Below are 17,219 nucleotides of genomic sequence, written 5' to 3'. Positions count from 1 at the left end.
TGCCGGCCGTGGCGCTGCCGGTGGGCAGCGTGCTGGCGGTGGGGAGGTGCTGGCGCTGGGGGTCAGGCGGCTGTGGCTGCGGTTCGGCCGGGGAGGGGTGGGACGGGGCCGGGGGTGCCGTTGACAGCTGGGGGGAGTTCGTTGAGGTCGAGGCGGACGCCGCGGGGGCCGTGGGGGTGTTTGGTGATGCGGCCTTCGTGGATCCAGCGGCGGAGGGTGCCCTCGGGGTGGCCGGTCCAGATGGAGGCGTCGGCGGTGGTGATGAGGATGGGCGCGGGCATCGCACCTCCGGGCATGCGAAAGGGGCCACTGGTGGGCGGCCCCTTGGCAGAGAAGATCCGATTAGAGCACACGCTATGTTCGGTCGTGGCTGGTCGTCAAGTCGGCGCCGGCGGCGGGGAGGGAGGCGGCGGCGAGGCAGAGGAGGGTGGTGGCGCCCGGTCGGTACCGGTGGACGGGATGGGAGGGCGTGTTGGGCTTTTCGGAGTGGATAAGGCGTAGATGTCCGGTTTTGGGGTTTTCGGGGGCGGGCGACCCGGATTCCTTTACCATCTCTTGGGAATTACGTGACGGGTCGTCAAGGCCCTTTCCCTGCAGCCCTGGTGTCGCAGGAGCGGTACTGCTGCTGGCGCTTGCGGGCTTCGGCACGTGTTTCCCCCACTGTTCCGGTCACGCGCACACCTTGTCTCGGATACTCGGCGTAACCGATGATCTACGCGGATTGCTCATTGTCGTCCGGCCAACAGGCCATTTACAGGGGACGTTTTGGACCCTAAATCGATGTTGGCCACTGTGGGCTACGAGCCCGGTCAGGAGAGCACGTGCCCGCCGCCGATGCCGATGCGCTGCGCCTGCTGCTGACGACGAGGAGGGGGAAGCTCCAGCCGGAGGACGTCGGGCTCCCCGGCCGGCCCCCTGGCGTTCGCGGGCGCACCTCGCTGGGCCTGACCCAGGAGCAGGTCGACGAACTCACCCACCGCAGCACGGGCACGTACAAGCGGTTCGAGAGCGGGCGGTTGAGCGCCACAGAGGAGTACCTGTACGACCTCGGGCGGGCGCTGCGACTCAGCGAGCAGGAGTGGCAGGGGCTGTGGGTGTACCTGCACGGGCGCCAGCCGCCGCGGCCGCTGGACCGGCACGCGAGCGAGGCGGTCCACAGCGGGTGGACTTCGGTGCTGCGGCACCTGAGCTTGCCGGGGTACGTCACCGACCAGGGGTGGAACCTCGTGACGGGCAACGAGTTGTTCATCCGGATCTTCCCGGACGGGATACCCCCGGGGAACACCATGGAGTGGATGCTGCTGTCCCCCGACGGGCGCAGGACCTTGAAGGACTGGGAGACCAGCTGGGCGCCGCTGGTGCTGCCGCAGTTGAGGGCCGCGATGGTGGCGTACCCGGAGAACGAGACGCTGCGCAGGCTCAACGAGATGGTGCGGCGCGACCCGGTGTGCGGGCCGATGTACCAGAACAGCAACGCGGCGTACCTGAACCCCGACGGCGACGTGCGCCGGCTGTTCCATTGGGGCCTGGGCAGGGTGGTGTCGGTGAGGATGAACACTGCGGAGCCGGGCGGCGCGCCGGGGGCCAGGCTGATGGTGCTGGACATCCTCTAGGTACCCGGCACCGGGCGCGGCGGCAGGGCTTCGGCCGGTTCGGGGCGCAGCGGCAGGACGAGGCTGGTGGCGGGCAGGGGGTGGTGGTGCGCTCTGGATGCCGGGTGCGGCCTGTGGCACATTGATCATCGTCAGGTCCGGTTGTTGCCGCAGGCATATCCGCCTGTGGCCCGTGCTGCCCGGGCCGGCAGAGAGGCTTCGCGTGAGCGTCTACGTCGCCCAACCTTCCATACACCTGCCCGAACATCTGGTCACCCGCGACCAGATCCTCAAGGACATGGTCGCCCGGCATCCCGACCATCCGCGGTTGAGCGCGGTGCGGCGCGTCGTCGCGCAGATGCCCAGCACCCGGCGCTGCTCCCGGCCTTGGGAGACGGTCCTGTCCGAGCGGAGTGCTGCTGAGCGCAACGCGGCGGCGTTCGCGGACGTGCGGGCGATGGGTGCGGCCGCGGCTGCCGGGGTGCTGGAGTTGCACGGCGTCGCTCCGGGCGAGGTCGGCTACGTGGTCACCAGCCACTCCACCGGGGACGCGGTCCCGGGCCTGGATGTCCACCTCGTTGCGGACCTGGGGCTGTCGGCGCAGGTGCGGCGGCGGCCGATCACGCAGCTCGGTTGCGGCGGCGGGGCGCACGCTCTGGGGATGGCCGTGGACGCGGTGGCCGCGCGGCCCGGGTCGATCGCGTTGGTGGTGGTCGCCGAGTCGCTGTCGAGCATCTACCACCACGGCGACACCGACATCGAGTTGATGATCTACAAGGCGTTGTGGGGGGACTCGGGGACGGCGTTCCTCGTCTCCGACCGGCAGCTGGGGCCCGGGCTGCGGGTGGATGACACCTGGGAGTACCTGATTCCGGGTACGGCCGGCAGGTACCGGAAGCGGATCGACGATGCCGGGGCGCACTTCGACTCCGACAAGTCCGCGACGCAGTCGGTGGACGAGATGGCTCCGGCGCTGCGCGCCTGGCTCGGGGAGCCGCTTTCGGAGGGGGCGCCGGGCGCTGCGGCCGCGGTAGGGCGGGGTGGCGGGGGCGGGTGGCCGGTGGAGTTCGTGGTCGCGCACACCGGCGGGCCGGCGATCCTCACCGACCTGGCCAAGCAGCTGGGCGTGGACGATGCGATGCTGCAGCACTCCTGGGACTCGCTCGACCAGGTGGGCAACCTCGGTGGGGCGTCGGTGGTCGACGTGCTGGCCCGGACGTACCGGACGCCGCCTGCGGCCGGGCAGACGGGGCTGCTGATCGGGTTCGGGCCCGGATTCTCGGTGTCGGCGGCGAAGGTGACCTGGGTGGGCTGATGGGCCGTCACGGCGGGCCGCGGGTGGGTCGGACCCGGCCGACGCGGGACGGCCGGGCGGGCCGGGTCTCGCCCTGCCGGGCCCGGCCGCTCAGGCCCGGGTGCTCGAGGAGCCGGGTGTGTCGTTCGCGGGGACGGGGCGGGTGCGGCGCGGGCGGGGCCGGGTGGCGTGGGCCCACATCACCTCGGCCGGGGCGTAGAGGGACTGCCCGCCGCGGCCCGGGGCGCGGCCGACGGCTTGGACGCCGAGGCGGGCCAGTGCGCGCTGCGCGGTGTTGGGGTTGGCGGCGCGCATGTGGTCGGTGGCCTGCTGCAGGGTCCACTGCTCGGCGGGGTTGCTGCGTTCCACGGGGGCGGTGTGGCCGTCTGGGTTCGCGGCCCAGCCGCTGGGGGCGTTCCATCCGGCCTGGGTAAGCAGTTCGGTGGCGCGGCCGAGGACTTCTCCGGGAGCGGCGGAGCCGAGGGGGATGTGGAGCAGGGGGTCGCCGATGGGGGTCCAGGCGGGGTGGGTGTGGTCGGTGCTGGTGGCCTTGTCGGCGAGGACGGCGAGGTGGGCGCTGTCGCCGTCGGGCCCGGTGCCGGTGGTGAGGTGAGCGGTGAAGTGAGTCTGCACGGTTGCTTGCCTATCAGAGGCCGGCGGCGGCGGTCTTGATGCCGGCGAAGGTGCGGGCGAGGAGGTCGACGGTGTCGCGGTCGCCGTTGAGGTAGCGGACCTCGGCGGTGTCGGCGCCGTGGTGGCGGGCGTAGAGCTTGCCGTCCGCGGCGTCGAACCAGACCTTCTCGATGAGGCCGAGGAGCCGGGAGGCGCGGCTGTTGGCGATGCCGCGGCCGTCGAGGGAGACGCTGCTGACGTTGCCGGTGCCGTAGTGGGAGACGTTCAGGCCCGCGAACGGGGCCCAGTCGTTGAGGTAGACCCGGTCGTGGCCCGCCTTCTGCCAGCGGCGGCCGCCGAGGGCCACCATCATGTCGACGGTGAGGGTGATCGCCTTGCGGGCCCGGCGCAGGAGGGCGGGGAGCTTGATGCGGTGGGCGAGGGAGGCGGTGTCGATGACCCAGCGGCCGGCACGCTTGGTGGCGGCGACCGCGCCGGTGCGGCACCAGGTGCGGATGGTGGCGATGCTGACTCCGGCGTCGGCAGCTGCGGCGGCGGTCGTGAGGGTCATCGTGGCGGCCTTCCTTCTCGGCAATGACACCACTATGTCCGACCGTCGGACATAGTGCAAGAGCTATGCCCGACGGTCGGACATAAATTTCGGTGCGGCCCCTACACCACACCGCCCCGGCCTCGGCAGCCAGTCGCTTCAGCCGCTCCCCCACCGCTACAGTCCGATCTCCAGCCGAACCAGCCTCCGGAGCGCCCTGCCCATGCCCCTGCCGTCCCTGCTCACCGCGGACCCCTCGGCCGCACCGTCCCCGTCTACGGGCGCTGACGGCCCGTCGTGGACGGACAAGTGGTCCGCCTTCGGGACCGTCGGCGCCACTGTCTTCGCCCTGATCGCGATCGTCGTGACCATCGCCCTGGCCTGGCAGGCCCAGAAGAAGGCCACCGCCCAGCGGCAGGAGGACGACAGGGCCGCCGCCCGGCTACGGCGAGAAGACCAAGACGAAGCCGACCGGCGGCGCCGGGAAGACCTGCAGCGCGCGGCCGAACTGCGGCAGGAGGACCTGGACCGGGCTGCGCGGGAGCGGGAGGAAGCCGACCGGCGACTGCGGGACGAGCGGAGCGCCGCGGACCAGCGCCTCCTGCAGGAGCGCGCGGACTGGGACCGGCGCCAGATTCGCGACTGGCAGGCCGCCTCGGCGATCGCGCTGCTGCACCGGATCGCCGAGGTGCAGTCGTACATCGAAGATGTCGCTCTCGTCACCATGGTGCGCGGCCAGCCAGGATCCACAGCCCATCAGATCCGCCAGGCCGTTGACTCTCTCCAACAAGGCGCTTATACCGACGCCCTGGCGCTGGGCAGCGCAACCGGGACGGAGCTGTACCGCAACCTCGTCTCCCTGGTGGTCAGCGCGCCGGACGTCCTTCAGACGCTACGAGCGGAGAACCCAGGGCTGCACAGGGGTCACGCCTCCGTGGCGATCGGTGTGCACCTGCGGGCGTACTGCCGGTACGTGCGGCTGCGGCTGTGCGAGCTGATCGAGACCGGGGTGATCCCGCCGGAGACCGGAGGCGTGCCGTCGCTGCGCCTGGCCGCGACGGGCGGGGCCACCTGGTCGCCGCTGGTGCAGCCGCCGGGTTGGCAGGAGGACACGAACACCGACCCGGCCGACCCGCAGTTCACGCCACGGTCCTGACGCCCCGTCGGCAAGCGGCCCGGTGTGGTCATGCTGCGGGCCCGCACCCCGAGGTGGGTGCGGGCCCGCAGCGGCAGGGCGCGATGTCAGCCGGCGGTGCGCGCCGCGTCGGCCAGGATCTGGGTGTGGTCGAAGGCGAGGTGCTCGGGGAGGTTGTCGAGCGGCACCCATCGGACGGCGGCGGCATCGTCGCCCGCGACGGCCTGGGTGCTGGCCGGCACCTCGGCCAGGTAGGCCGCGCCGACGTAGCGGCCGCGGGGGTCGCGGTCGAGTGCGTCGTACAGGCCGATGAAGGTCAGGTCCTCCGTGCTGACGCGGATGCCGGTCTCCTCCAGCAGTTCCCGGGCGGCGGCCTGGAGGGCCGTCTCGCCGGAGTCGACGTGGCCGCCGGGCAGGGCGAGCAGGCCCTGGTACGGCGGGTGGCCTCGCTCGATGAGCAGGACGTGGGAGTCGCGGATGCACACCACGTCGGCGGTGTAGCGGATCGTCTCGTCGGTCATGGGGGGTGTCCTTCCTGGTGTTCGGTTGATGGAGGGCCGGGCCGGGGTGTGGTGCCCGGCCCGGGGTGGTCACGAAGTGGCGGTGGGGGTGCTCTTGAGGGGCAGGCCGTACTCGCCGGTGCCGGTAGCGCCGCGGACGACCTGGCCGGCCCGGACGAGCTTGGTGAGCTCGTTCTCGACGGTCTTGCGGGCGACGCCGGTGCTGGTGGCGATGGAGTCGATGTGGAGGTAGGCGACTTCCTGGCCGATCGGGTCGCGGAAGTCGGCAAGGACGCGGAGGATCTTGTCCTTGGCGTTGGGCTCCTTGGTGAGGACGGTGACGGGGGCAGGGGCCCAGAACGCGGTCTCGCTGCTGTCGGCGCCGTCCGGCTCGTCGTCGAAGCCGTCAGTGCCGTCCAGGTCGTAGCCGTCATCGCTGCCCGCGGCTGCCGCGGCAGCGCCCTTGCCGCCGCGCTTCTTCTTCGTGTTGACCGGGGTGGCGGCGATGGCGTCGCGGTCGTCCCAGCGGGGGAAGTCCGCGGGGATCGCGATCCGGTCGGTGTCGAACAGGCCGGCGGCGGACTCGAGGATCCAGGCACGCATCATCTCGGCGCGCTCGTCCGGGCCGACGACGTAGCCGACGCCGAAAGTGCGGGTGGGGTCGTCCTCGGCGACGGTGGGGTCGTAGATGAGGGAGTCGTCGTCGGTGCGCCAGAACGCGGGGATCTGGGAGGGGTCGATGCCGTCGAAGGCGGTCGGCAGGTCGACGCGGTTCTTCTGGTCGCTGTCGCTCCTCAGCAGGACGAGGGCGCCGCCGTAGAAGATGTTGTCGCGGATGGCGGTGTCGGAGCCCATCTTGTCGAGGTTCATGATCTGGCCGCAGAGGAGTTCGGCCATGCCGAGGGAGCGGCCCTGCTCGGCTCCGGCAGCAATGATCATCGCGGCTTCCTCCTGGTAGGGGGATTTCTCGCCGAGGAGCTGGGCGAACTCGTCGAGGATGAGGACGATGTAGGGCATGTCGGCGGTGGGGGTGAAGTTCTTCATGCGCAGGCGCTGGGACTGCGCGACGCGGTGCTGGAGGATCGCGTAGAACAGGCGCAGGGCGCCCATGGCGCCTTCGAGGCCGCAGCCGGCGTAGGCGGCCATGTCCTCGACGTCGGGGTTCGAGGAGCCCTTGGGGTCGGCGTAGATGATGGCGACGTTGTTGACGTGGTAGGCGAGGGCGAGGATCTGCAGGACGCCGCCCTTGCCGGAGCCGGTGACGCCGATGATCGCGCCGTGCTTGGCGCCGCCCTTGGGGTCGAACAGCTGAAGGCGGGCGGGGCGGCCGGAGATGCCGGTGCCGATCTGGACGAAGCCGTTGGGGTTGGTGCGCAGGGTCTCGGGGCCGGGCAGGGGCTTGCCGTCCTCGAGCGGGGAGCGTTCCATCTTGCGGAGCTTGGCGCGGCGGGGGTTGGCGGTGGGCTCGACGGAGACCAGCAGGGTGGTGGTGCGCAGGGCGCCGGCGAGGCGGTACTGGTCGGGGGCGGTGATGGCGTCGGTGTTCTCGTCGGCGACGATCCAGGCGGCGAAGCCGCCGGTGGCGGGGTCGGGGGTGATCTCTTCGAGGTGGGTGCCGGGCATGCAGCCTCCGGTGCGGGCGACCTTGGTGTTCCACAGGGCTTGGAGGCCGGTGTGCTTGGCCTCGTCGGCGGTGGGCGCGGTGGTGCGGACGGTGATGTTCTTGGAGCTGCCGTAGGGGCCGTCGGTGATGGTGATCCAGGCGGTGGGGACGCGGTAGACGCCGGAGACGGTGTTGGTGGTGACGGTGACGGCGTGGCCGGGGGTGGCGTTGATGATGCCGGTCCAGGCGTCGGGGCTGAAGCCGGTGAGGTCGAGGTCCTGGCAGGGGTTGGTGCCGCGGGGGTTGGAGATGTAGGTGTGCCAGCGGTTGATGATGTCGGCGACCGGTCCGAGTAGGCCGGGCTCGTCGGGGGCGGGCTGTTCGCCGGCGGCTGCGGGGGTGGAGGTGGCGGGGCGGCGGCGGGGGAAGAGGACGTTGCGCAGGGAGGAGGCGACGTAGGCGACGGTGCCCCACCAGACGAGGGAGACGATGCCGGTGGCGGAAGGCATGGTCATGAAGCCAGCGGCGAGGGTGTCGGTGCCGGCGGTGCCGTTGAGGGTGCAGGCGGCGGCGGCGAATCCGGTGGCGAGGGTGGAGGCGAGGAAGGGCCGGCGGTGCGCGCGGAGAATGTCGCCTCCGGGGACCTGGTCGAGGAGTCGCTGGTGGAGCAGGCCGGTGGCGTTGGCGGCGGCGACGAGCGCGGGGGCAGCGAGGAAGGTGCAGACGGTTGCCTGGGCCTGGGGGTCAAGAGCGGGCATCAGGACCGCGGTGATGAGGGGCGCGGCGGTCTCGACGGCAGCGAATGCCTTCTCGGGGGCGGGGCTGCGGTGGGCGTGGCCTTCTGCGGCGGCAGCGGGTCGGGGTTCGGTGGTGGTCATCGTCTACTCCTGTCCGTACCAGGTGCGGTCGGCCATGGGGACCGGGGCGCGGTCGTGGGCTTCCTGGATGCCGTTGTGGGTGGCGGAGGTGGTGCTGCTGGCGGCGTCGGCGGTGCGGGCCATCTCCTGGGCGCAGGTGCGGTAGCCGGTGGCAGCCTGGTGGAGGTCTTGCAGGATGCGGCTGGTCTCGCGGGTGTCGGTGATGGTGGCCGCGTCGACGTGCAGGGTGGCGATCTGGTCGGCGACGCGGCTGATCTCCTCGGCTTCGTAGCCGATCTGTCCGGCGACCTGGTCGTGCCGGTTCGCGGAGCGGCGTGCGTCGTGGGCAAGGGCACGGGTTTCGCGCAGGAGCTGACGCAAGGTCATGTCGGTGGCCATGTCACTGTCCCTGGCTGTCGAGGTAGAAGGACCGTTCGGCGGGGGCGGTGAGGGGGCTATCGACGACGGCCTGGTAGATCCCGCCGTGGCGGACGTCGGCGTTCAGCACGGTGCGGCGGACCTGTTCGCTGCTGCGGCCGGCGCCGCGCTGGACGGCGAGGGCCTTGGTGCGCAGGCCCTGGGAGGCTTCGGCGAGCCGGGACAGGGCGCGGACCACGGTCTCGCCGCCCTTGACTCCCTTGGCGGCGGCGAGGAGGTCTTGGGCTTGCTTGGCCTGGGCTTCGGCTTCGGCGACGGTGCTGCGGCTGCTCTCGACGAGGCGCTCCAGCGTGCCGGCCTTCTCGGCCAGGCGGCGCTGGAATGCCTTGAGGGTGCGGACCTCGCGGCGGCTGGCGGTGTGGATCTCGCCGGTGGCGCCGTCGGCGTACTGGATGGCTTCCTCGCCGACGGAGAGGACCTGGGCGGGGACGGGCGGCGGGTCTTCCGACCTGGGGCCGGTGGTGGCGGGCGGGCCAGGCGGCGGGGTGTTGCCGGTGCGCGGGCCCGGCATCGGGCCGGCAGCATCGGTGCCGGTCTGCACCGTGGTCTGGGCGGTGGCCATGCTGGCGGTGGCGGGCTGCCGGGTCGGGCGCCAAGGGGTGTTCTGGGCGGGGTCCGGGGTGGTGGTCTTCACGGGGGCCTTCTGGTTCTTGGTCACGGAGACGGAGTCCGGGTCCTGGCCGGCTGGGTCTGGTGCGCCCGGGCTCTTCGCCAAGGTGGGGCCCGGTCCCTCGGCGGGAGCCGCGTCCGGGGCGGCCGCGGCGTCCTTGGCCGTGGCCTCCGGGTTCGGCTTCGTCTTCGGGTTCCGGCCAGCCGGCCCGGCCGAGTCGGTGCTCGCTGCGGCAGCGGTGCCCCTCGCCTCGGTGGCGGGGTCCTGCTTCACGTCCGGGTCCTGACCGGTCGAGGCGGGCTTCGCGGCTTTGCCGGTGTCGGCCGGGGGCGGGGTCTTGGAGTCGCCGGGGGTGGCGGGCTTCTCCTGGCCGGTGCGGAGCTTGGCGCTCGAAGCGTCGAGGACCGGCTGCAGCTTCTTGGCCAGGTCGGGCTTGAGGGCCAGGGCGTTGGTGTCCCGGGCGGTGTCCATACGGTGCTTGTCGTCGGTGTCCTTGGCGGTGCGGTGGTCCCAGCCGTCGCGGGTGCCGTCGCGGTATGCCTTGACGTGCCCGACGACCGCAGCAGCGCGGGTGCCGTCGCGGAAGCCCGCTTCGCGAGAGGGGCGGGTGCGGATCGTGGGGCCAGGCGGGGTGGTGGCGGGCTTGGTGTTCTGGCCGCCCCCAGGCACGTCGGCACGGCCGTCGCCGGTGCGGGAGGGGGCGCTGCCGGTCTTGGGGGGCCGGGAGGTCTTGTCGGCCGTGCTGTTGTTGCCCGTGGTGTTCGTGCCGCCGGTGCCAGCGGGGGTGGGGGTCTTCGGCTGGGGGCCGGCGGGCGGGCTCTGGGGGGCCTGGTCCGCTCTGCGGTCCGCCGGGCCGTTCTTCCCGGACCGGTCGCCGCGGTCCGCCGTGCCGTTCTTCGCCGTGCGGTCCGCGCGGTCCGTGTGGTCGGTGGAGTTGCTCTTCGTGGAGCGGTGGTGGTCCGAGGAGTCGCTCTTGGCCGCGCGGTCGTTGTGGTCCCGGCCCGAGTGGTCCCGGCGGGCGGAGGCGTCGTTCTTCGCGGACCGGTCGTTGCGGGCCGACTGGTCGGTCTTGGCGGCGTGGTCCCGGTGGTTCTTAGTGTCCTGCTTGTGCTGCCCGCTGTGCTGGGCGGTCTTGTTGTTCAGGTCGGCGAGCTTCGTGTCCCGGTCGTTGCGGTGCTGTTCGGTGCGATCCGCCTTCGTGGTGTTCGAGGCGGTGGAGGTGGAGCCAGAGGCTCGCTGCTCCTTGATCTCGTGGGTGCGGCGGGTGGTGCGGGCGTTGCCGGTGCGGGCGAGCCGGGTGGCGAGCGCGCGCAGCAGCGCGCCGAACGGGCCGTCGCCCGCGGCGGGGGCGGCGGCGCCGGTGGCGGTCCTGCCCTTCGTGTCGCCGGTGCCGCTACCGGCCGCCGGGGCGCCCACGTCCGAAGCGGCGTTCTGGCGCAGTGCTGCGGTGGTCGCGATCGGGGTGGCCGGCCGTGCCGGGGCGACGGCGGCGAAGACTCTCGCGAGGCCGCCGGGCTGTGCGGCCGCAGGGCCGGGGGCCGGGTGGCCGGCCGGGCCCGCAGGGGCGGCCGGGGCCTGCGAAGCGGCGGGGGCCGGGGTCGTTGCTGCACCCGTCACGGTCGGGCTGCTCATCAGTTCCTCACTTTCGGTCACGATTCGGGCTTTCCCTCCCGACTCCCTCCCTCTGCTAGCGACTTCCCTGGATACGTTCCGCGAGGCTTAGACCTGTGCGAATGCCTGTCGGGGGCCGGGGGAGGCACGGGAGGAGGGAGTCGGGAGGGAAATGGGAGGTGACGATGTGTTACTGGCTCGCGTGCTGGGCGGCCCACTTGCGGACGTAGCCGACGGCGAGTACCGCGCCCACTCCGCCGAGCACCCACAGGCCCGCGCCGGACGTCTGGCCGCCGGAAGCGGCGCCCGGGGCGGCAACGTTCTGCGCGGTGTTGACCATGCCGGTGGCGGGGTCAAGCGCCGGATATGCCTTGCCGCAGTCGTCGACAGCGTTGATGGCGGCGCCGGCCTTCTCGATGCACGCCTGCACCGCCTCGCGGCGCGCGCGCTGCGCGTCGGTCTCGTGGCTGGCCGCAGCCGCCGCTTGCGCGACCTGGGCGGCGTTCTGCTGCTGCCGCTCCAGGTCCAGGCGCTGCTGGTCGAGGGCGAGCTGTGTCTTGCGGACGTCGGCGTCGGCCTGGGCGGCCTGGTAGTGCGACCAGGCGAACATGCCGGAGACGACCAGGACGGCGCCGCCGACGCCGACCGCGGCCTTCGTCCGGGAGGAGAGGCGGGCGCCAGGGGCGTAGGCACCGTGCAGGGGCGGGGTGGGGGTGGTCTTCCAGGAGGGGACGGAGGTGATGTCGTAGGCGGGGTCGTTGTAGACCGAGTTGTCGTAGGGGCTCTGGTGGCCGGTCATGGCAGGTAGCTCCGGGGGGGAGGGTGGACCGGTCCGGACCGGGTGGTCCGGACCGGCTGTGAGCAAGGGGTCAGGCGGCCTGCAGGGAGCGGTGGTGCCGGGCGATCTCGGCGGCGCGTTCCGAAGCGATGGACCGGCCCAGTTGGTTGCGGACCACATCGGCGACGTTGCGCTTACTGACGGTCCGGCCCGCGGCCCGCAGGATCTGGAGGGCTTCTTGCTCGGTCTCGGTGAGCTCCAGGTCCACTCCGGCGGATCGGTCCGGGTGGTCCGCGTCCGGCGGTCCGGCTGGCCGGGCCGCCGGGGCAGCCGGTCCGGTCCGGGTGGTCCGCCGGACCGTGGTGGTGTTCGGTCCGGTCTGCTGGTCCGGTCCGCCAAGGTGGCCGGTCGGGTTCGCGGTCCGGCCCGCAGGCTGGTCCGTGCGGTCCAGGGCGGTGCTCTGGTCCGTGTGGTCCGAGCCGTGCGGTCCGGGCCGGACCGCCTCCGCCGGACCGCTTCCGGAGGCCCGGTCCACCGGACTGGGCCGCTCGTCTCGTACGGCGGTCCGGACCGGACCGGACCGGACCGGGTGGTCCGCGTTCAGCGGTCCGGCGGTCCGACGGGCCGGTCCGGACGGTCCGGCCGCCGCGGCCCGGTCCAGCGGACCAGCGGCCTGGACCGAGTGGTCTGCCGGACCGGAAAGCCGGTTTACCGCTGCCGCGGCCCGGACCTCCTCCGGGTGGTCCGCCCGGTCCGGACCGGGCCGGGCCGCCGAGGCCCCTGCGGACCGGCGGTCCGCCTTGCGCAGCGCCCGGTCCGTCTTACGGGCGTACCGGACCGCGGTCCGCTGCAGACGGCGGTCCGTGATGCGGTGGTCCGCAGCGGTCCACGCATCGTCGAGGGTGCGGTGGCCCTCGAGGATCGTCAGGGACCACGCGGTCCAGGACCGGACCGGGTAGCGGGCCCAGCGGACCAGCCCGATCCGCGGGCGGGCCGGGGACAGCTTCCCCTCGGCCCGCAGCGTGCGGCGGTGCAGCAGCCGGGCCCGGCCCTCCCACAGCAGCACCCCGACGGCGGACATCACCGAGTAGGTAACCGCCCGCGGGGTGGCGTCCCAGTGGTCCGAGTAGTGCCACCATTGCTGGACCGCCGCGCCGGCCGCGAACACCCACGTGCCCAGCCGGTACTCCCAGCCGCTGTCGCCATCGGTGCGCGCCTGGTGGTAGAGCCACGCCCAGTACACGGTCGTCAGCTCGTACGCGGCCGCGTACAGCAGGCTCGCTATGAACGGCCAGTTGAGGATCTGGATCGCGAACTGCGACTGCCCCGTCCACGCCACCGCCATCGGCGCGAGGATCGGGCCGACGACCAGCACTCGCTGCGCCAGAACCATGAGCGCGGTTTGCAGCCGGGCCTGCGCGGCCGCGCGGTCCGCCCGCCGCTCCGCCCGACGGGCCCGGTTCTGCTCGCGGTCGGCGGCGCGTTCGGCGCGGACCGCGGCCCGCTTCTCGCCCCACACCGCGACGGCGTCGTGGCGGTCGGCCCGCCGTTGCTCCGCTTTCACGGCGGTCCGGGTGGACCGGCGGTCCGGCACCAGGGGGGTCTGCTTGTCCTCGGCGGAGGTGGCCGGGACGAGGCTTCTCGCGTCCTGCCGCTGGCTGTGGGACAGATCGACGCTCACCGTCGCCCCTCCTTTCCTGTCTTGGTACGGGCCCTGCCGTAGCGGCCGGGCCGGTGGGCGGTGGGGGTCAGCCGTGGCGGACGTCGCGGGCGATGTCCTCAAGGTCGCTCAGGTGCTGGAAGCCCAGGCGCAGCAGGGTGTTCTCGGCGCCGGTGGTGTTCAGGGCGTCGGAGAGGTACGTGTGGGCGACGTGGAGGACGTCGGCGGCGCCGCGGAAGCCGGTGCCGGGGAGGGATTCGAGGGTCTCGACGGCCTGGCCGAGGAGGTCGGTGAACTGGCCCGGGGTGAGCGGCTCGCTCCCGGTGTCGGCGTCGGGGCGGGTGCCGCGGTTGGTGATGGTGAGCAGGTGCGTGGTGCAGCGGGTGATGATGTTGGGCCAGGTGGGTTCGGCGATGTCGTGGGTGTTCATGGTCACGGCTGCTGATCTCCGGTCAGTTCGGCTGAGCGAGAGGGGTGTCGAGGTTGGCCTGCTGGAGGGCGTAGAGCTCGCTGCCGTCAGTGGTGCGGGTGTTGTAGCGGTCGACGACCTCGGCGGTGATCTGTTGGCAGAGGGTGTCGTTTCCGGTGCGGCGGGCCTCGCGGTAGGCGTCGGCGGTCTCGTCCGGTTCCACGGCGGTTCTCCTTCGGTCAGGTCAGGTGCGGTTGCTGGCGAGGCTGTCGACGGTGCGCACGTGCTCGCGCTGGCGCTCGATGTCGGCCGAGACCTGGCGGTGCATCGGGCACTCGCGCTCCGTGTGGTGCTGGTAGTCGGTGAGGGGGCCCAGCGGCCAGGCGGGGTCGACGCCGAGGCGCTGGAAGTCCTCAAGCCCCCAGAGCAGTCGCCGCTCCGCGGTGCCGATGAGCCCGACGATGCCGCTGGCCTCCGCGTCCCAGGTGGTCGCGGCCTTCAAGGCCTGGGTCTGGGCGGTGACGAGCTGGAAGACGGCGGAGCGCCAGCGGGTGTCGTCGGTCTGGGCGAGGTTCGTGAACGCCTGGTGCATCTCCTGGCGGGCGGCCGTGAGGGCGGTCCAGGCGGCGGCGACGGTGGTGGTGCAGTGCTGCATCCGCTGGGTGAGGTGGGCCTCGTCCCAGCGCTGGGCCGCGACGTCGTACTGGTCGTCGAGGAACTGCTTGGCCTCGTGGGCGAGGTCCGGCTCGAACCAGAGGCCGGCCAGCCGCTGGGGGCGGGGCTCGTCGCCGGTGAACGGCTTGAAGTACCAGTAGGTCCCGCCGTCGGCGGCGGTCGCCTTCACGAAGTGGGGGTGGTTGCGGTCGGCGACCTCCTCGGCGAGGCGCTGCAGGTCGGCGGTGGTGAGCTCGCTCACGGCTACTCCAGTCGTGTACATGCCAATTGATGGGATCTGAAACTCCGCGCCGGCCCGGCCGCCGCAGGGGGCGGCCGGGGTGAGGGCAGGTCCTGCGGTCAGGCGGCGAGCGGGAGCTGCTCGTCCTCGTCGGGTTCCGGCCCCGGGGCGCGCTCCCCGTCCCCCGGGGCCTCCAGGTCGGGGACCACGCGGTGCTCGGCGAAGAACTCCTCCACCGGGCGCACCGCCCACGGCTCCTCGATGGCCTCGACCACCTCGGCGCCGATCTGGGCGGTCAGGCCCTCGGCGACTGCGGCGGTGTGAAACGCCGTCACCGTCTGGAGGATCTCGGCAGCCGGGGCCGGCAGCTCGGCGAGCACCGGGTTGGCCACCGGGTCGCCGAGGTTTTCCGCAGCCTGCGACAACCGCTCGGCCAGGCTCAGCCGGTCCGGCTCGCCGCCGCCGAGCAGCGCCGCGACCACGTCGCGGGTCTCCGCGAGACTCCCGGGCCGCCACTGCGCCAGCTCCAGCAGCAACGTCTCGATCTGCTCCACCAGGAGCATCCCGGTGCTGCGCTGCTCACTCACCCTGGCCACCACCCTGCTGCGTACCGCCCTGCTGGGCCGGGGCCTGGGTGGACTGGGAGGAGGCGCTGGAGCTGGCGACGTGCGGGTCGGCGCCGCCCGGGATCACCGGCGGCTCGACGCGCTGCGGCTCCATCCCATACGAGCCGTTGAAGTTCCAGTCAGCCACGCCGCCCACCGCCCTTCAGCGTGCCGGCCAGGACGGCGATCGCCCGGCCCAGCTTCGCCACGTCCACCTTGATCTCGCTCACCGGCGGCACCGGCGCCGTGCGCTGCAACAGCGCCCTCACGCCGTCGCCCCGGGTGCTCACCGCTCACCCACCGGGGCGTGCAGAACGGTCGCGGCCGCCAGTGCGGCGGCGAGCTTGTCCGCCAGCGCATCGGTCAGCTGCGCGACGCCGGTGATCCCGGGCGGCGGCGCGTCGACGATCTGGACGGAGAGCAGCACCGTGGCCGGCGACTCCTCGTCGAGCATCTCGAAGTCCCCCAACGCCCTGAGCAGGCGCAGCGTGGGGGTGGACTTGGTGGGGAGCCCCTGCGGGGGGCTGCCGTTGGCCTGGCTATCCTTCATGTGGATCGCCTCCTGTGTGAGCAGGGTGGTTGGTCCTTCAGCCCTGGGCCGGTGCTCGCTACACCGGTCCAGGGTTTTCTCGTTACGGGGCCACGAGGGCCCGGGTGTTGCGGCGCTTCAGGTAGTCGACGAAGCTCGCGTGCCCCACGCGCAGCGCCCCGCGGGAGGCGCCAACGGAGATGGCCTCCAGGTCGCCGTTCGCGATGGCCGCGTAGAGGGTGCTGGCGCTGACCTCCATGAGGTCTGCCAGGTCCGAGACCTTGTAGAACTTGCCGAACGTCGCGGTGAGTCCGACGTCGGCCTCCGGGTCCATGGGTTCCATGGAGTCGTTGGCTTCCATGGGGACCACTGTATAGTGCTACACATTGAAGAGCAAGCACTACACATGAGACTGGCCGTCCGTCATCATGGCCAGTGCCGAGCAGATCACTACACTCGGAAGGAAGAGCACTACACCCGGGGAGTTGACCATGAACACAGAACGTGGCCCTGGCTACGCCGACATCGCTGGCCATTACCGGCAGCTGATCAGCGACGGGGCGCTCCAGCCCGGCGACGCGCTGCCTTCCCTGAGGGAGGTGTGCGAGCAGTTCAGCGTGTCGATCACGACGGCCAACCGGGCCTTCGGCCTGCTGAAAGCCGAGGGCTTGACCATCGCGCGACCGGGCGTCGGGACCGTCGTCGCATCGCGTCAGACCGCGGTTTCCACCGGCGCGGCGCGCATCGACCGCCTCGAGCGCACGGGCAAGGAGTACCAGCCCGGGGAGACCAGCACCGGGCACAGGGCCGTCCGCATCCACTGCAGCGACCCCAGCATCGCCGAGCTGCTCGAGATCGACCTCGACGACGAGGTGGTGATGCGCTACCGCGTCTTCACCAAGAACGGGACGCCCACCAGCGTGGGGTACTCGTACATCCACATCCGCGCGCTGGAGTCGGTTCCGGAGGTCCTCCAGCAGGGGTCGCTCAAGCCCTTCTGGCACAAGACCTACAAGGAGCGGACCGGCCTCGACATCTCCCGTTCCCCGGAGCGGCGGACCGCACGGATCGCCACGCCGGACGAGCTGGCGGTCCTCGAAGCCGGCTTGCCCAGCCAGGCTGTGGCCGCGGCGGTCCTGGTCACCAGGACGACCTTCCACGACGAGCACGGCCCGATCGAGGTCTGGGAGGACATCTGGGCACCCGGCCACTGGCAGGAAGATGGCCAGTAGCAGTACATGACGAGCGGCCAGCCGGGTTCGGGGCCCAGCTGGCCGCTCGTCACATGCAGCGAGCGGGAACTCGCTGCTGAACGCAACCCACCAGGTGAAGGGAAGGTGCGCGGTGAGCGTACCCGGGGAGGCACTGCGCCCCAATGTGTTCTGGAGCGGTTCACACAGCGTATCGAACAGGGGCGACAGGTGAGCTCGGAGAACGCTCCTGAAGACGAGATCGTCGCTGTGGACTGGCCTACGTACTTCACGCAGGTGCCGGTCTGGCTCCTGCTCGCGCCGATCAGCGCGCAGGCGTACCGGATGTAC

20 protein-coding genes are annotated in these 17,219 nt (G+C 72.1%); 4 read left to right on the top strand and 16 right to left on the bottom strand.

The window, feature by feature from the left end:
• Window positions 1-62: 62 nt before the first annotated feature.
• Window positions 63-281, bottom strand: coding sequence for a hypothetical protein (locus ACWEO5_RS02445; protein ID WP_452159374.1), 219 nt, complete (start codon window positions 279-281; stop codon window positions 63-65).
• A gap of 540 nt (window positions 282-821) precedes the next feature.
• On the opposite strand from ACWEO5_RS02445, the gene ACWEO5_RS02440 reads away from it, so the two are divergent.
• Window positions 822-1,613, top strand: coding sequence for a helix-turn-helix domain-containing protein (locus ACWEO5_RS02440; protein ID WP_452159372.1), 792 nt, complete (start codon window positions 822-824; stop codon window positions 1,611-1,613).
• A 202-nt stretch (window positions 1,614-1,815) separates the two neighbouring features.
• Window positions 1,816-2,907: a 3-oxoacyl-[acyl-carrier-protein] synthase III C-terminal domain-containing protein gene (locus tag ACWEO5_RS02435; protein WP_452159370.1), complete on the top strand. Its 1,092-nt coding sequence runs from the start codon at window positions 1,816-1,818 to the stop codon at window positions 2,905-2,907.
• 90 nt (window positions 2,908-2,997) lie between these two features.
• Here ACWEO5_RS02435 and ACWEO5_RS02430 read toward each other — a convergent pair whose 3' ends face one another.
• Window positions 2,998-3,519, bottom strand: coding sequence for a hypothetical protein (locus ACWEO5_RS02430; RefSeq protein ID WP_452159368.1), 522 nt, complete (start codon window positions 3,517-3,519; stop codon window positions 2,998-3,000).
• Window positions 3,520-3,532: 13 nt separating this feature from the next.
• Window positions 3,533-4,069, bottom strand: coding sequence for a hypothetical protein (locus ACWEO5_RS02425; RefSeq protein ID WP_452159366.1), 537 nt, complete (start codon window positions 4,067-4,069; stop codon window positions 3,533-3,535).
• Between the two features lie 202 nt (window positions 4,070-4,271).
• Between ACWEO5_RS02425 and ACWEO5_RS02420 the strand changes: the two genes are divergently transcribed.
• Window positions 4,272-5,204 (top strand): hypothetical protein, encoded by a 933-nt coding sequence (locus tag ACWEO5_RS02420; protein WP_452159365.1) that lies wholly within the window; start codon window positions 4,272-4,274, stop codon window positions 5,202-5,204.
• Between the two features lie 86 nt (window positions 5,205-5,290).
• Here the strand turns inward: ACWEO5_RS02420 and ACWEO5_RS02415 are convergent, their stop codons facing one another.
• From ACWEO5_RS02415 to ACWEO5_RS02355, 13 genes are all read right to left on the bottom strand, one after another.
• The gene (locus ACWEO5_RS02415; protein WP_452159363.1) at window positions 5,291-5,704 is read right to left on the bottom strand and encodes an NUDIX domain-containing protein; all 414 of its coding nucleotides are present in this window, start codon (window positions 5,702-5,704) and stop codon (window positions 5,291-5,293) included.
• A 69-nt stretch (window positions 5,705-5,773) separates the two neighbouring features.
• The gene (locus tag ACWEO5_RS02410; RefSeq protein ID WP_452159361.1) at window positions 5,774-8,164 is read right to left on the bottom strand and encodes a hypothetical protein; all 2,391 of its coding nucleotides are present in this window, start codon (window positions 8,162-8,164) and stop codon (window positions 5,774-5,776) included.
• A 3-nt stretch (window positions 8,165-8,167) separates the two neighbouring features.
• Window positions 8,168-8,542, bottom strand: coding sequence for a hypothetical protein (locus ACWEO5_RS02405; protein WP_452159359.1), 375 nt, complete (start codon window positions 8,540-8,542; stop codon window positions 8,168-8,170).
• Between the two features lies 1 nt (window position 8,543).
• Window positions 8,544-10,844, bottom strand: a complete 2,301-nt coding sequence (locus ACWEO5_RS02400) for a hypothetical protein (RefSeq protein WP_452159358.1) — start codon at window positions 10,842-10,844, stop codon at window positions 8,544-8,546.
• Between the two features lie 148 nt (window positions 10,845-10,992).
• Window positions 10,993-11,601 (bottom strand): hypothetical protein, encoded by a 609-nt coding sequence (locus ACWEO5_RS02395; RefSeq protein WP_452159356.1) that lies wholly within the window; start codon window positions 11,599-11,601, stop codon window positions 10,993-10,995.
• 70 nt (window positions 11,602-11,671) lie between these two features.
• Complete coding sequence (locus ACWEO5_RS02390; protein ID WP_452159354.1) at window positions 11,672-13,261, bottom strand: hypothetical protein; 1,590 nt, start codon at window positions 13,259-13,261, stop codon at window positions 11,672-11,674.
• Window positions 13,262-13,328: 67 nt separating this feature from the next.
• Entirely contained in the window at window positions 13,329-13,670 is a 342-nt protein-coding gene (locus tag ACWEO5_RS02385; RefSeq protein ID WP_452159352.1) for a hypothetical protein, read from the bottom strand.
• 22 nt (window positions 13,671-13,692) lie between these two features.
• Entirely contained in the window at window positions 13,693-13,872 is a 180-nt protein-coding gene (locus ACWEO5_RS02380) for a hypothetical protein (protein WP_452159350.1), read from the bottom strand.
• A 21-nt stretch (window positions 13,873-13,893) separates the two neighbouring features.
• Entirely contained in the window at window positions 13,894-14,565 is a 672-nt protein-coding gene (locus ACWEO5_RS02375; protein ID WP_452159349.1) for a hypothetical protein, read from the bottom strand.
• 98 nt (window positions 14,566-14,663) lie between these two features.
• The gene (locus tag ACWEO5_RS02370) at window positions 14,664-15,131 is read right to left on the bottom strand and encodes a hypothetical protein (protein ID WP_452159347.1); all 468 of its coding nucleotides are present in this window, start codon (window positions 15,129-15,131) and stop codon (window positions 14,664-14,666) included.
• Window positions 15,124-15,297 carry a hypothetical protein gene (locus tag ACWEO5_RS02365; RefSeq protein ID WP_452159345.1) on the bottom strand — a complete coding sequence of 58 codons (174 nt, stop codon included), beginning with the start codon at window positions 15,295-15,297 and terminating at the stop codon, window positions 15,124-15,126. The genes ACWEO5_RS02370 and ACWEO5_RS02365 overlap by 8 nt, the downstream gene beginning before the upstream one ends.
• A 138-nt stretch (window positions 15,298-15,435) precedes the next feature.
• Complete coding sequence (locus ACWEO5_RS02360) at window positions 15,436-15,699, bottom strand: hypothetical protein (protein WP_452159343.1); 264 nt, start codon at window positions 15,697-15,699, stop codon at window positions 15,436-15,438.
• Between the two features lie 82 nt (window positions 15,700-15,781).
• A complete protein-coding gene (locus ACWEO5_RS02355; protein WP_452159341.1) occupies window positions 15,782-16,039 on the bottom strand; it encodes a helix-turn-helix domain-containing protein in 258 nt (85 codons plus the stop codon).
• A 130-nt stretch (window positions 16,040-16,169) separates the two neighbouring features.
• On the opposite strand from ACWEO5_RS02355, the gene ACWEO5_RS02350 reads away from it, so the two are divergent.
• Entirely contained in the window at window positions 16,170-16,910 is a 741-nt protein-coding gene (locus ACWEO5_RS02350; protein WP_452159339.1) for a GntR family transcriptional regulator, read from the top strand.
• Window positions 16,911-17,219 lie beyond the last annotated feature (309 nt).

The organism is Kitasatospora sp. NPDC004272 (assembly GCF_053603035.1).
Note: the sequence above shows the minus strand (reverse complement) of the source record. Positions and strands in the feature narration are given on the sequence as shown.

Excerpts from the sequence above, each read along its gene's own strand:
- ACWEO5_RS02445 (WP_452159374.1), bottom strand. The coding sequence starts at position 281 with ATGCCCGCGCCCATCCTCATCACCACCGCCGACGCCTCCATCTGGACC.
- ACWEO5_RS02425 (WP_452159366.1), bottom strand. The coding sequence starts at position 4,069 with ATGACCCTCACGACCGCCGCCGCAGCTGCCGACGCCGGAGTCAGCATC.
- ACWEO5_RS02420 (WP_452159365.1), top strand. The coding sequence starts at position 4,272 with ATGCCCCTGCCGTCCCTGCTCACCGCGGACCCCTCGGCCGCACCGTCC.
- ACWEO5_RS02415 (WP_452159363.1), bottom strand. The coding sequence starts at position 5,704 with ATGACCGACGAGACGATCCGCTACACCGCCGACGTGGTGTGCATCCGC.
- ACWEO5_RS02410 (WP_452159361.1), bottom strand. The coding sequence starts at position 8,164 with ATGACCACCACCGAACCCCGACCCGCTGCCGCCGCAGAAGGCCACGCC.
- ACWEO5_RS02405 (WP_452159359.1), bottom strand. The coding sequence starts at position 8,542 with ATGGCCACCGACATGACCTTGCGTCAGCTCCTGCGCGAAACCCGTGCC.
- ACWEO5_RS02395 (WP_452159356.1), bottom strand. The coding sequence starts at position 11,601 with ATGACCGGCCACCAGAGCCCCTACGACAACTCGGTCTACAACGACCCC.
- ACWEO5_RS02385 (WP_452159352.1), bottom strand. The coding sequence starts at position 13,670 with ATGAACACCCACGACATCGCCGAACCCACCTGGCCCAACATCATCACC.
- ACWEO5_RS02360 (WP_452159343.1), bottom strand. The coding sequence starts at position 15,699 with ATGAAGGATAGCCAGGCCAACGGCAGCCCCCCGCAGGGGCTCCCCACC.
- ACWEO5_RS02355 (WP_452159341.1), bottom strand. The coding sequence starts at position 16,039 with ATGGAAGCCAACGACTCCATGGAACCCATGGACCCGGAGGCCGACGTC.
- ACWEO5_RS02350 (WP_452159339.1), top strand. The coding sequence starts at position 16,170 with ATGAACACAGAACGTGGCCCTGGCTACGCCGACATCGCTGGCCATTAC.